At 37.8% G+C, this 14,102-nt stretch carries 11 protein-coding genes and 1 other RNA gene; 7 read left to right on the top strand and 5 right to left on the bottom strand.

What is annotated here, in order from left to right; all coding sequences use genetic code 11:
• The first annotated feature begins 118 nt into the window (after nucleotides 1-118).
• Together I6E85_RS07230 and I6E85_RS07235 are read left to right on the top strand one after the other, a co-directional pair.
• A complete protein-coding gene (locus I6E85_RS07230) occupies nucleotides 119-3,223 on the top strand; it encodes an EAL domain-containing protein (protein WP_197236764.1) in 3,105 nt (1,034 codons plus the stop codon).
• Nucleotides 3,224-3,312: 89 nt separating this feature from the next.
• Nucleotides 3,313-4,200, top strand: a complete 888-nt coding sequence (locus I6E85_RS07235) for a LysR family transcriptional regulator (protein WP_197183236.1) — start codon at nucleotides 3,313-3,315, stop codon at nucleotides 4,198-4,200.
• Between the two features lie 3 nt (nucleotides 4,201-4,203).
• On the opposite strand, the gene I6E85_RS07240 is transcribed toward I6E85_RS07235, so the two are convergent.
• Nucleotides 4,204-5,157 carry a YihY/virulence factor BrkB family protein gene (locus I6E85_RS07240; protein WP_007582878.1) on the bottom strand — a complete coding sequence of 318 codons (954 nt, stop codon included), beginning with the start codon at nucleotides 5,155-5,157 and terminating at the stop codon, nucleotides 4,204-4,206.
• A gap of 127 nt (nucleotides 5,158-5,284) precedes the next feature.
• Here I6E85_RS07240 and I6E85_RS07245 point away from each other — a divergent pair, with 127 nt between their 5' ends.
• Nucleotides 5,285-6,364, top strand: a complete 1,080-nt coding sequence (locus I6E85_RS07245; protein ID WP_197236765.1) for a mechanosensitive ion channel family protein — start codon at nucleotides 5,285-5,287, stop codon at nucleotides 6,362-6,364.
• Between the two features lie 108 nt (nucleotides 6,365-6,472).
• Here I6E85_RS07245 and I6E85_RS07250 read toward each other — a convergent pair whose 3' ends face one another.
• The 4 genes from I6E85_RS07250 to rsmI all read right to left on the bottom strand — a co-directional run bounded on the left by I6E85_RS07250 (nucleotide 6,473) and on the right by rsmI (nucleotide 10,572).
• Entirely contained in the window at nucleotides 6,473-7,501 is a 1,029-nt protein-coding gene (locus I6E85_RS07250) for an MAE_28990/MAE_18760 family HEPN-like nuclease (RefSeq protein WP_197236766.1), read from the bottom strand.
• On the bottom strand, nucleotides 7,498-8,706 hold the full coding sequence (locus I6E85_RS07255; RefSeq protein WP_197236767.1) for a DUF262 domain-containing protein: 1,209 nt from the start codon (nucleotides 8,704-8,706) through the stop codon (nucleotides 7,498-7,500). The genes I6E85_RS07250 and I6E85_RS07255 overlap by 4 nt, the downstream gene beginning before the upstream one ends.
• A 603-nt stretch (nucleotides 8,707-9,309) precedes the next feature.
• An RNA gene (gene rnpB, locus I6E85_RS07260) (RNase P RNA component class A) lies at nucleotides 9,310-9,673 on the bottom strand.
• 41 nt (nucleotides 9,674-9,714) lie between these two features.
• Nucleotides 9,715-10,572 carry a 16S rRNA (cytidine(1402)-2'-O)-methyltransferase gene (gene rsmI, locus I6E85_RS07265; RefSeq protein ID WP_010554279.1) on the bottom strand — a complete coding sequence of 286 codons (858 nt, stop codon included), beginning with the start codon at nucleotides 10,570-10,572 and terminating at the stop codon, nucleotides 9,715-9,717.
• Nucleotides 10,573-10,633: 61 nt separating this feature from the next.
• On the opposite strand from rsmI, the gene I6E85_RS07270 reads away from it, so the two are divergent.
• From I6E85_RS07270 to dolP, 4 genes are read left to right on the top strand one after another with little or no spacing between them, the layout of a single operon-like run.
• Nucleotides 10,634-12,511, top strand: coding sequence for a penicillin-binding protein activator (locus tag I6E85_RS07270; protein WP_197236768.1), 1,878 nt, complete (start codon nucleotides 10,634-10,636; stop codon nucleotides 12,509-12,511).
• 19 nt (nucleotides 12,512-12,530) lie between these two features.
• Entirely contained in the window at nucleotides 12,531-12,902 is a 372-nt protein-coding gene (locus I6E85_RS07275; RefSeq protein ID WP_010554278.1) for a YraN family protein, read from the top strand.
• Between the two features lie 32 nt (nucleotides 12,903-12,934).
• On the top strand, nucleotides 12,935-13,528 hold the full coding sequence (locus I6E85_RS07280; protein ID WP_197236769.1) for an SIS domain-containing protein: 594 nt from the start codon (nucleotides 12,935-12,937) through the stop codon (nucleotides 13,526-13,528).
• Nucleotides 13,521-14,087 (top strand): division/outer membrane stress-associated lipid-binding lipoprotein, encoded by a 567-nt coding sequence (gene dolP / locus I6E85_RS07285; RefSeq protein ID WP_024590201.1) that lies wholly within the window; start codon nucleotides 13,521-13,523, stop codon nucleotides 14,085-14,087. Before I6E85_RS07280 ends, dolP begins: the two co-directional genes overlap by 8 nt.
• Nucleotides 14,088-14,102: the final 15 nt, after the last annotated feature.

Raw genomic sequence — 14,102 nt, forward strand, 5'->3', positions numbered from 1 at the left:
AACATTCCAAAAAATAGAACTATAATGATTCATTGGTTACATTTTCAACCTTATAATTACTATGGTTATTTGGAGTGAATTTGGCTACAATTGTTATTGCAAAATACAAAACTAAGGAATGGTTATTTTTACTTATTCTCTCAAACATCAGCTTTATCGTTTACTTATATTGCTAAGTATTCCGGGCACCGCTGTAATTATTTTTACACTGCTGCTTGAACGCGATCACTCTATTGAGCAAAGCGAAAAAAAAGTAGAAAATATTGCTAAGCAATTAATTTTACAGCAAAAGCACTTAGTTGATGATATTGACCGTTTAGCGCGTTATTTGGCTAAAGAGGAAAGTAAGAAAGAAAATCTAGCAACGACCTGCCCTAATTATTTTAATCAATTTAGATCTATTTACGCACATGTTGCCAATATCGGGATTATAGATCCAAATGGCATTGTTATATGTACAACAAGCGGGTTAGCCAAAACAATTAATATTGCCGATCGGGCGTATTTCCAAAACGCCTTAAAAAGTAACCAATTGTCGGTAGGTTATTTTCAGCACGACCGAAGTCTGCAAAAAAACACTCTTAATTTTGCGTTACCTATTATTAATAAAAAAAATGTAATTCAGGGCGTTGTAGTTATCGTTGTTGCGCTTGACTGGTGGAACAATGCTTTTAATGACATTGAACTTCCGCCAGGCTCTATTGCTGCAATTGCTGATTCTAACGGAAAAATTTTAGCGCGTTATCCACCTACAACGGCCGCGCTTGGCGATAATATTGCACAGACTTTATTAGCAACTGATTCTTCGATTGATAATGAGGCATCAACAAAAATAAAATCTATTGAAGGTGAAGCACGAATGCTTCACCACTCTGTTATTTACAGGGATCCGAGTAATAACAGCTTAAATATACATATCGCACTTCCTGTCACGCATGCTTTAAAGCAAATAAATAATAATTTTTTTATAGCGATTGGTGTGTTTATTTTATCGCTGCTGATACTGTCTTTAATTGCACGTAAACTACTTAAAACCAGCATTATTGACCCAATTAATAATCTAACAAATGCAACAAACGTATTGGCTAAGGGCGAGATGCCCGCACAAAAAATACAACCCAATAATCCAGAGCTAAATACTCTCTATCAGCGTTTTAAATCAATGGCGCAAACTCGGTTAACAGCTGAGGCTAATTTAAAAAACAAGCATGATGAGCTTACTAGCTTGCTTAATACTCTGCCCGATAGTTACGTTAGAATTAACATCCATGGCGATATTCTCAACATAACAGGACAGTTTAAGCCTCAAGTAAATCCTAACAGCACTGTAGTACCTCATTTATCATCAATACTTTCACACAGCAATGTTCAGCTTTTGTTATCGCAGTTATCTAAACTTGATGTTTCGAGCAATTTAGAATTCACACTCGAAAAATCAGATCCTAAACGCAGCTTTGAAGCACGTATTAGCGCAATGCAAAGTAAAAATGAATACGTTGTTGTGCTACGAGATATAACACAACGAAAAGTAAATGAAGAAGCACTCCACCTTGCCTCACTAGTGTATAACAACAGTAGTGAAGGCATGGCAATCACCGATCCAACGGGCATTATATTTGATGTAAATCCTGCGTTTTGTAAAACGACTTTATATAGTAAAGAAGAAGTTATTGGCCGGTCCTCTTCAATTCTTTCATCAGGAAAACATGATAAGAATTTTTACAATAAAATGTGGTCTGAATTACAGCAAACAGGCCGCTGGCAAGGCGAGGTTATTAACCGTAAAAAGAACGGGCAGCTTTACTCTGAGTGGCTCACAATCGATACTATTTATGATACAAACAACGCACCTATTCGTCGTATCGCGATATTCACAGACCTCACAGAAAAAAAACAAGCTGATGAAACCATTTGGCGACAAGCTCATTTTGATCACCTAACTGACTTACCAAATCGTTTAGAGTTAAAGGAGCGATTAAATCAACGGTTTTCAAATGTTGTTACTCCAGATAATCAATTGGTTGTCATGCTTTTAGATATTGATCACTTTAAAGATATTAATGACACATTAGGCCATCACTATGGCGATAACTTATTAAAACTCGTATCTCAGCGTATAGTCCAGTCGGCAAAAAACGCTGAGTTTGTGGCACGAATTGGGGGAGATGAGTTTGTTATTGTATTTAGTCACATTAAAAGTACGCGCCATATTAATCAAATTGCGAGTAATATTTTACTTAGTCTATCGTCAGCTTTGCATCTTGAAAACGAAGAGTTATTTATTAGTGCAAGCATAGGCATTGCTTGCGCTCCTAATGATGGTGAAAATACTGAACAGCTTTTAAAGGCAGCCGATCAGGCTATGTATAAAGCAAAAAGTAATGGTCGTAACTGTTTTGAGTTTTTCTCTGCTGACATGCGCGAATATGCACACGCGCGCATGGTGCTATTAAAAGACTTACGAAGTGCCATAGAACTTGAACAGTTTGAGTTATTTTATCAGCCCATAGTTGCTTTAAATGATTTACATATTCATAAAGCTGAAGCGCTTATTCGTTGGCAACATCCCGAAAAAGGCCTAATTAGCCCTATCGCATTTATCCCACTTGCTGAAGAAACCAGGCAAATAAATGCAATTGGTCAATTTGTATTTGCCCAAGCTTTGCAAACACTTAACGATATAAAAACACTAACCGATGATACTTTTCAAATAAGTGTAAACGTATCGCCAGTGCAATTATCCACGCCAGAGAGTGGCATAGATGAATGGTACGATATGCTAAAAGCAGCAAAACTGCCTGCTTCGTCAATTGTCGCAGAAATAACTGAAGGCTTAATGGTTAACCCTGAAGCACTTACGCAAAGACGCCTAAAAGAAATAGTAAAATCAGGAATGCAGCTTGCTCTTGATGATTTTGGTACCGGGTATTCGTCGCTCGCTTACTTACAAGAAATGGACACCGACTATTTAAAAATAGATAAACGTTTTGTTGATAATATTCAAATAGGCAGCCAAGAACTTGCATTGTGTGAAGCCATCATTGTTATGGCGCATCAGTTGGGCTTAAAAGTAATCGCCGAAGGAATTGAAACTAAATTACAAATGCAGCTACTACTTGAAGCAGGATGTGATTACGGTCAAGGTTATTTATTTTCAAGACCTTTAAATAAAAGCAGTTTTATGGCACTTCTAGCTGATAAAAAAGTAGCTTTATTAAAATAAATAGACAAAAAATCACTGTTACGCAATAAATAATGCGTCTGCGCGGTCAAGTTAAGCAATCAGATATAAAGTAGTAACAGGATTTAAAAATGGCAAAAGCAACATTAGAGCAATGGCGAATGTTTAAAGCGGTTGTGGATCATGGCGGGTTTGCAGGCGCAAGCGCAGCTGTACATAAAAGTCAGTCAACCGTACACCATGCTGTGCAAAAACTTGAAGCCGCCTTGCAAATTAAGTTGCTTGAAGTAAAAGGTCGTAAAGCATTTTTAACCGATAGCGGTAAGCTGATTTTACGCAGAGCCGAGTTTTTAATTGAAGAAGCGACTAAAATAGAATCGGTAGCAAGTACGCTAAGCGAAGGCGTAGAAAGCACGTTAAAAATAGCTGTTGATGAAGTTTTTCCACACGCTATTTTATATCAAGCACTTGCTAAAACGAGTGAGCTTTACCCTCTTTTAAAAATTGATTTAGTAGAAAGCGTGCTAACAGGTGCAAACGAATTATTACATAACTCAGTGGTTGATTTAGCTATTTCGTCAATTCCTATCTATGGAATTAGTTGCAGTACGTTATGCGATATAGAGTTTATAGCGGTTGCGCATAAAGACCATGTATTACACCAACATACTGAACAACTCAACTTTCGTGATTTAAAGCTACATAGGCAAATAGTAGTTCGCGACTCAGCAACCCACACCAGTCACAATGAAGGCTGGTTAGGTGCTGATATGCGCTGGACAGTAAGCCACTTACGTAACTCTATTGATATGGTTAGTCAAAATTTAGGTTACGCTTGGCTGCCAAAAACACAAATTGCACACTTAATTGAAGATCAAACCCTCATCGCGCTTAATTTAGATCAAGGGACTACTCGTACTCTTAATTTATATTTAATGTGCAACGACAACGACAGGCTTGGTCCTGCAGCACAAGAATTTAAAGAGCAAATTACTGCACTTACTAATTTAACTAATTAATAGCTATTCATTTTTTACATCGAGGTGATCTGCTACATAGGCGCCTCGCTGCCCACGCTCTTTAGCCGGCCCTACAGTGCTATCTTTACCTGTTTGCTGCTCAGTAGCTGCATTAATAACAGCACCTAATGTGATTATATAAGCGCTGATATACAACCACATCAACATGATCACTACACCACCTAGTGAGCCATACGTTTCGTTGTAACTAGAAAAACGCGACACATAAAAAGAAAAACCTATAGATGCCAAAATCCAAAGCACAGTAGCAATAGACGAGCCCATCGTGATCCAACGCCATTTAGCCGGTTTACGATGTGGGGCATAACGATATAAAAGTACCAATGCAAAATTAAAGGTAAAAGCTAATAATGGCCAAGAAATGAGTTTAATTAATAAATCGATACTTTCTTTTAGCCCTACTAAATTAAGCACAATAGGTAAAATACCAATAATTAATAGCGCAAAAATTGCGACTACAATCGCTCCTACCGAAAATAAAAAACGCACTAGTTGAGCCTGAAAAAATGAGCGTTTTTCATACTCACGATAACTAATATTACATGCAGTAATAAGTGCTTGGCTGCCCTTTGAGCTACTCCAAATAGTAAGTATGAGCGTACCAATTGCACTTAAGCTCAAGCTTGCACTTGATGTTTTTGCTAGGCTAGAAACCTGAGATAAAATCAGTTCACTAGTGCTTGGTGGAAGCAAAGTAACTATTTTACTTAAATGCTCACTAATATCTGTTGGGGATGAAAAGTACGCATACACAGATACCATCGCCGCAATGGCCGGAAAAATAGCAAGTAACGCATAAAATGCCACACCCGCTGCCACTATAGATAAGTTATCTTCACTCATTTGCTTAAAAATGCGCTTAACAATATCCCACCAACCTATAAAAGGGATATGTGCAGGCTGCTCAGCTTGCTGTCCTCGTTTAGCTTCTTTCATTCTAAACCTCAATATTTGTATTACATTACTACAGCAAAATGTTTGCCAAGTTAAATAAAGTATTTGGTACTAAACTTGCTGTTACCTAATATTAACGATTATAAAAACCAAACACGGACGATAAGCCATGCCTAGTAGCCAATCAAACATTATAGCTTTAAACAATACGCCTCCCAGCACGCAAAGTTTTCAAGGCGATGTGTTTACGTGGCAGTTTTTTCATGAACAAGCTGTGCAATTACTTCATGCAACAGCGCAAATATTACCCACACTATTACTCGGTATAATACTTTTAGCATTAAGCTATTTAATTGCAGGGCCACTTTCTCGATTGCTTATAAAGCCTATTGACTACATGACTGACAGTAAACTAGTTCATCTAGTTGTAAGGCGCAGTATAAGCACTTTAATTATTTTATTTGGCGTGTACTTATTCCTGCGTTTAGCAGGGCTTACCGAGTTTGCTGTTGCCATTATGAGTGGCACGGGACTAATAGGACTTATATTAGGTTTTGCCTTTAGAGACATAGCTGAGAACTTTATCGCCAGTTTATTACTGAGTATACAAAGGCCTTTTAAAATCGACGATGTAATTGAAGTAGACAATCGTTTAGGTATTGTTAAAAAAGTAACCGCAAGAGCAACCACACTTGTTGATTACGATGGCAATCATATTCAAATACCCAATGCGACGGTATATAAAAATACCATTAAAAACCTGACTGCCAATCCAAAAATGCGCGGAAAAGTAGAAATTGGTATTGGCTATGATAACGATATACGCAGCGCACAAACCCTCGCCCTAGATATTGCCAATCAACAAAATGCGGTGCTTAGCGATCCACCTGCGCAAGTTTTAATAAAAAACTTAGGCTCATCTACTATTAACTTCGTTTTGTATTTTTGGGTTAATAGCGAGCAGCACAGCCCATTAAAAGTAGCTTCCCAGCTTATGCGCGAATTAGTCAATGAGTTCACAAAGCAAAACATCAGCATGCCTGATGACGCACGAGAAAGAATTATACTCACCGACCCTAATGAACATGTTTCTAGCTTAGAGGAAAAACAACCAGCGCAAATACAAAACGAAAAGAATGAAACAGTTGATCAAACTAAAACACTTGATGATGTAAGCAGTGATACCGACGAAATACGTGAACAAGCAGAGCAATCAAGAGACCCAGAACAAGGGAAAAATATTATTTAATAATGCTGAAGTTGTATATATTTAGCTCAATATAAAATAAGCAGCGCTCTCGACTCAATAATTAAATAACCAACTAACGTTAATATGTATTAACGTTAGTTGGTTATATTAGGCCAATAAGTAGAAGTTATTATTGCTTGTAATGTGGTCGTCTACTTTGATTCCTACCTTAACTTTATCTTCTAGCTTTACGCTTTTAACTACATTGTTATTAACTTGCATCTCTTCAATGTTTACTGTGATAAAGTTAGGATAAACCGATTTTCTTTCAACTATGATTTCAGAAGCACCTGTTAATTCAAGCTCAGAAGCATCAAAACATAATATTGAATTCTTTATGACACTAATTACCTTGATTGGTGTACTTTTTATATTTACTTTTTGATCCAAAACTTTATCAGTTAAACAATGAAATAAAGATTCACTATAAGATTGAAAGAAAATACAATATTCAAGAATTAATTCAGGAGTTAATAGGTTTATAACTTTCGTGCCATGAGCAACTTCATTTCTTCTATCTGCAATCTCATCTATAGCTTTAAAAAGTTGTTTAGAACTTATCCCTTCAGGGTTATCAAATTTACTTTCTAGAGTACTTTTTATTGGTTCGTAGTTACAAACTAACTTATTTAAATCATTTATATCAACACTCTTGAAATACTCATTTATTGAACTGCTCCGAAAATTTGAACTATGCTGAATAAAGGCTTCGTAATTAAGCTTAACTGCACCGTTTGATACATTATTGTACAAGGCTGAAATAATAACTTCAGGTGCTAGCTCTTTATTTTTTTGAAGCCCCAGATTTAAAAGCAGCTCCGAACACTTCTTAATGTTAGCCTCTCTAATTTTTTCAGGTAATTCACTGTAAGTAGAAAAAACATCGGATATAGAGATTAAATAACCTTTAAGTAAGTCTTCTATATAACGCTCAAAAATCCCATATAATGAAATAACATAAGAGTTATAATTAAATATTTTATTAGCTACCATATTTATTTCAATATCTTCAACTAAATGCCTTAGAGTCGTATCTTTTCGGAGTAAAGAAACTGTTTTTAAGGTAGCTGTTTGAGACGCTACATGCTTCTCTAGAGCCTTTAGTTCTTGGCTAAAATCAAAAAAAGCTGCTTTCATGATATAAATTGATTAAAAAAGTCTGAAAATATTTTGAACCTTGTATTAACGGCATTTTTATTAGTATCTCTTCCTTTCATTTGTTCATATATATCTTTGTGAAATTGCTCTGTAGCAGCGAGAATTTTTTCCTTATTTGCGATTAATTCATCTTTCTTATCTAACATAGTAGAGAGAACGTGCATTATAGGGTCATATAGCAATTTAGTCGGTCGTTCATAATGGAACCACTTACCTTCTCTATGTCGATGTAACCAAAAAGCTTTTTCTCCATAGATATCCCAAGATAGCTTTATAGTTTCTTCAAACAATCCCTTTAGGTTTTCAATAACCTCTGGAGTAAACCTTAGATTACCTTCTTTCTGAAACTCATCGAAAAACACTTCCATTGTGTTACCTTTCCAATTATCAAGCTGCCTATATGCAAAGAACCTCAAACATAACTCAACGTCTGACATATCTTTATACAGCTCGTTTGATATAACCTCATTTCTATCAGTTGAACCTGTTTGAACCTCTTCTAAATCTGGTACAGGTATATTCCACAACTTACAAAAATATTCATTTCTAGCCAATGAAATGCACATTGAATTTACTACCCCTGGGTATAGTGCATTTCGTATTTCTTGTGGTTTTAACTTCTCACCACCACTATTAATTCTTTCAAAAACTAACTGCTTTAAACGATTAGCCTCTTCAATACTTTTTGCCGTTTCTTGTAGCAGGATAATTGAAGAAATATACCTACGGTCAATTCCTTTTTGTATTTGCTCAGGTAAACTGGAATATTTACACCCATTTAATTCGGGCCACTCTGCCAATCCGGCTAATTCAAATTCATCTGCATAAAATTGTGAGATAGCAGTCAAACGCTGCAACCCATCCATAACTTCGTACTCTGAAAAATTGACTTCATAGAGAAATATAGGAGGTATAGGAACATTCATGATAAATGATTCTATTAGTTTCGATTTTCTTTCAATACCCCAGCGATGTCTTCTCTGAAATTCAGGGTTTAATTTATAATCATCACTTTTTACCATTGCAAGTATTGTATTTAGTGGATACCTTGCTTGCTCTGTAACGATTCTGACAGCGCCTTTAATATATTTTTCATTCGCTGCTGATTTATCTAGCTCTTCAATTCCACCATGCCCATTTTTATCAAAATCAATTTTTTCATTATCAAACAGCTGAATATCCATTATTTATTTCTACCTGATTAGTTGGCTTAAATCGAATACGTAACAGAACCATTTACAGGCTCAGAATATAATACCAATATACTATTTTATTCAATTTAATCAAATACAAAACGAGCTAATAACTTGCTTCAGCCTTTTCAGCCAACGGAGTCAAACCTTGACTTCATACATCATAATTTCTCACTATCTGCTTATAGCTCTTTGCTTAAACTTAGCTGAGTATTACAAGCCGACAGCCAAAAACTAATGGCTTATCTTAATTTTTTATTGAATGAGTGAGTCAGCCGGTAAGCCGGGTTTTGTCCTTTCCGAAGAAAGTGATAATCATTCGTCTAGACCATAAATCGCTCTATGGCTCAAGCAACCTACCCGGTTCTCACGTGGGCCACGCGTTCATTATTTAAAATGATAGAACCCTATTTAGCCAATGCAGCCAATGGGGTCAAATCTTGACTTCATACATCATAATTTCTCACTATCTGCTTATAGCTCTTTGCTTAAACTTAGCTGAGTATTACAAGCCGACGGCCAAAAACTAATGGCTTATCTTAATTTTTAAACACAAAAAAGCCCGCAGCGTTAACTGCGGGCTTTTCTGTTGAATGAGTGAGTCAGCCGGTAAGCCGGGTTTTGTCCTTTCCGAAGAAAGTGATAATCATTCGTCTAGGCCATAAATCGCTCTATGGCTCAAGCAACCTACCCGGTTCCAACGTGGGCCACGCCATAAGGAACCCTATTTGGTCTTGCTCCGAGTGGAGTTTACCTTGCAACCGACTATTACTAGCGGCCCGGTGCGCTCTTACCGCACCCTTTCACCCTTACCAATCGAGATTGGCGGTCTCCTCTCTGCTGCACTTGTCGTGGGCTCACGCCCCCCAGCCGTTAGCTGGCACTCTGCCCTATGGAGCCCGGACTTTCCTCCCCCTGATCATTTTCGTCACAGGCAGCGATCATCTTGGCTGACTCGGCGCGCAGTATACATGAGGCTAATACCAAGCGCAGTAAAATTTACTCTTTTTCTTCAATAATTGTTTTGTATAGAGCGTTTTTCTTCATACCAAAGTATTCTGCAACCACACCACAGGCCTTTTTCATTGGCATTTCACTTTCAAGCAGTGCCAGCATTTTGCGCGCTTCAGGCGGAACATCGTCTATTTGCTTTGGTTTGCCCGGAAGCATAAGCACTATTTCGCCGCGCTGCTTGGTAGGATCATCAGTTAAAAACTGTTTAAGCTCACTTACACTACCATTAAAAAATGTTTCAAAGGTTTTGGTTAGCTCTTTAGCAAACACAACTTGCTGCTCATCACCAAGGGCTAGTGCTAAATCATCAAGGCTTGCCATAATACGGTGCGTACTTTCGTACATTATGCTGGTAATGCCTGAGTTAACAGCTTCGGTAAAAAAGTCTTGGCGAGCTTTGCTTTTAGCTGGCGTAAAACCAATAAACTGAAAGCGGTCAGTTGGTAAGCCTGAACAACATACGGCTGTAATTGCAGCACATGCACCTGGAACAGGTGTAACATGAGCACCTTGTTCACGACACAGATTTACAACAGCGTAGCCTGGATCACTAATTAGTGGTGTACCAGCGTCAGATACTAAAGCAATATTTAAACCTTGATTAAGTTGATCAATAATTTGTTGTGCTTTTTGCTTTTCGTTGTGGTCGTGTAATGCAAACGTTTTTGCCTTAATTCCAAAGTGGCTAAGTAGCTTGCCGGTATGGCGAGTGTCTTCAGCAGCTATTAAGTCAACTTGCGATAATGTCGCAATGGCACGGTGACTTAAGTCGTCATAATTGCCAATTGGGGTGGCAACAATGTAAAGAGTGCCAATTTTCTGTGAATTCTCCTCATTTAACATTGAGGTCTCCTGCGTCAGTCAGTAATATAAGCAAATCGCGTTAACGTATTGGGAAATCATTGTGCGACTTAAACTAGTTAGTCTATTAATTATATTGTCAGGGTTATCGGCGTGTAGCACAACCGAAAAACCAACTAAAAACAGCGATAACGTAAGTAACCGCACTAATGCACTGCAAAATCAGGCAACCAGTGCGCAATCTATCTACCAATTGGCGCAAAACCGCCAAGGTGCCGATAAAATACAGTTATTGTATAGCGCCCGTGATGCCGCAATTAGTGAGCAAAACTGGCCTTTATTAGAGATAATTGGGAATGAGCTTGAATTAACCGCAAGTGTTGATCAAATCCAAAACCGTCTTTATATTGCATTTGCACAAAAACAACAGAATAAAAATGATCAAGCTTTGGTTGTTTTACAGTCGCTAGACGGACAACTGACTCAACCTGAGCATTTTGCTTGGCATCAGTTTTTAACGGCCAGCATTTACGCATCGCAAAATTTTCCTAAAAAAGCTGCACCCTACTTTTTTAGAGCCTCTGAAACAGCAACAAAAAATAATATAGAAATCCCTCAACTTAATCAAAATTTGTGGGATAACTTAAAGCAACTCTCTTCTTACGCGCTTGAACGTTTTAACCGTGGTTCGGTTATTCAGCAAGGGTGGGCTAACCTAGCGTTATATCATCAAGTATATGCAAGTAGTGGCGTAGAGTTAGATCAAGCGATCAACAATTGGCGCAGACGCTATATTGGGCATCCGGCTTTTACTGTATTACCTGAACAAGATGAAATGCTTACTGAACTTGCTCCTATCAATATAGAGCGCTTAGTTGTGTTATTTCCACAATCGGGCCCTAACGAACGTTTAGGTGATGCCCTTAAAGCTGGTGTATTAGCTGCACTTGATACGCAAAATATCAACGACACTATTTTTATTGATGAAAACCTAAGTACAGAAGAAATTGCAGCGCAACTTGAAGAAATAAAGCCTGACTTTGTAATTGGTCCTCTACTTAAAGCAAATATTGATAAACTTGCCAATGCACAAACTCTTATTGATACTCCGGTACTACATTTAAACACCTTTGATGGTGAGCGAATTTCGCTTCAGCATTATTACTTTGCACTAAACCCTGAGCACGAAGTACAACAAGCCTTAGAACACTTTTTAACTAAGGGCTATCAAAAACCTATGTTGCTTGCACCAAATAACGCAAATGGCCAACGCTTGGTTGATTACTTTAACTTACAGTGGCAACGCTATAGCGAAACCAAGCCGCAAATAGGTTTTTATAACGATAAAAAAGATATGCCTAATACAATTACCAGCTTGTTAGAAGTTGATAAATCAAAAGAGCGCATAAAAACGATTAAAGCACTATTTAAACAGGAAGTAGAAAACGAAACCCGTTCACGTAGTGATATAGACGTTATTTATATTTTGGGTGATGCAATAGAAACACGCTTAATTAAACCTTACCTTGATGTAAACGTAAGTACATTTGCAGATCGTATTCCACTTTATGCCAGCTCTAAAAGTCATAGTAAACAAATTGACAGTACTGACAAAGGCGACCTAGACGGCCTATACTTCACTGAATTGCCGTGGATGCTCGATTCGCAAATTAAACAACATAACTTACGCCAGCAGTATGATTCGTTATGGCCAGAGCAAGTAGATATTAGCCAACGCTTATTTGCAATGGCGTATGATGCTGTATCAATATTACATGACATCAGGCAATTAAGCGTAATGCCTGGCAATCAATATAGTGGTTTAAGCGGTAAGTTATCTGTTAACACCAGCGGCCATATAGAACGCACGCTCGACTGGGCTCAATATACAAACCGTCGCATTAAGCCTGTGCAATTAGAAACACAACGCCCTGTACCATTGTTTATGCAATCAGCGGGTGACATACAAACTATCAATTAAATTTAATTAAGGGGGCGGCATGTCGTGGTTTAAAGAGCTGTGGCACAATAGTCGCGAAAAAGGCCAGTATTATGAGCTTGAAGCGCAAAAATACTTAGTTACTCAAGGGCTAACACCCATTGAACGTAATTATTACTGCCCCTTTGGTGAGCTTGATGTCATTATGAAAGAAGGCGATACCCTTGTATTCGTTGAGGTTAAGTTTCGCAAAAATAATGCTCGTGGCGGTGCCAACTATGCGCTTAGTCCACAAAAACAAGCTCGATTAAAACGTAGTATTTATCATTACTTAGCAGCTAAAAATTTAACTAACCAAGCTCTAAGAATTGATTATGTAGCCATTACAGGAGAAGCATCTCCTAATATTAATTGGCTTAAAAATGTATTTTAAACGCAAATACAAAGATAAATTATTGGTAGGCTATGCAAGACACAATTAAAGAAATTTTTACAGAAAGCATTCAAGTTCAAATCGCTGCAGGTGAAGTGCTACCTAGTGCTCTTGAGTCAGCTGCATTTACTATTGCACAAAGTCTGATCAACGGAAATAAACTCATTTGCTGCGGTACTGCAAATTGCCACATGCTCGCTCAGCATATGGCGGGTGTGTTGGTTAATCATTATGAAACCGAACGTCCCTGCTTACCTGCAATTGCTCTATCGCAAGAAAACGTTAATCTGGGGCAAAGTACTCAAGTAGACGATTACGATACATTTGCTCGCCAAGTCCGCGCTTTTGCCCAACAAGGTGATTTATTGCTTGTACTGGCTATAAACGGTAACGAAAAACATGTTATTTCTGCCGTTGAAGCTGCACTAACTAAAGATATGAAGGTCATAGTTATGGTTGGTGATGATGGTGGCGAGTTGGTAGGGCTACTTGGACCTAACGATGTTGAAATTAGATCGCCATCTAAACGCCCTAGCCGCATTATCGAATCCCATTTAGTTAACTTACATTGTTTAAGCGAACTTGTTGATTTAACGCTTTTCCCTCAGGATGAAAATTATGTTTAAACGCTCTCTTATTGTTTTAGGTACTGTTGTATTACTGCAAGGCTGCGCAGCCGCTGTTGTTGCAGGTACAGCCAGTGCAGTAACTGCAGCGAACGATCGCCGTACTATTGGCTCTCAAATTGACGATAACAATATTGAAATAAAAGCCAGTATTGCACTTAGCGAAGTAGAACGTCTTGAAAAGTTTGCCAATATAAGCGCTGTAAGCGTTAACGGTATTGTTTTACTTGTTGGCCAAGTATCTAACGAAGAAATGAGAAACGAAGCGCAGCGCACCATTGAGGGCGTTTCAGGTATTCGTAAAATACATAACCAAATTCGTATTGGCTCAAATACTGGCATTACTACACAAACTCACGACTCTTGGCTAACTTCTAAAGTAAAAGCCCAGCTACTAACAGCAAAAGACATTAGCAGTAATAACATTAAAGTAGTGACAGAAAATGCTGAAGTTTTTTTAATGGGCTTAGTATCTGACTCTGAGTCAACTCAAGCTGTAAATATTGCCCGCAATGTTTCTGGCGTAGAGCGTGTAATTAAAGTATTTGAATATATGTAAAGCAAAATACAGACA

Origin of the sequence: Pseudoalteromonas sp. NZS71 (assembly GCF_015864715.1) — a bacterium.
GTDB classification, from domain to species: Bacteria; Pseudomonadota; Gammaproteobacteria; order Enterobacterales; family Alteromonadaceae; genus Pseudoalteromonas; species Pseudoalteromonas arctica.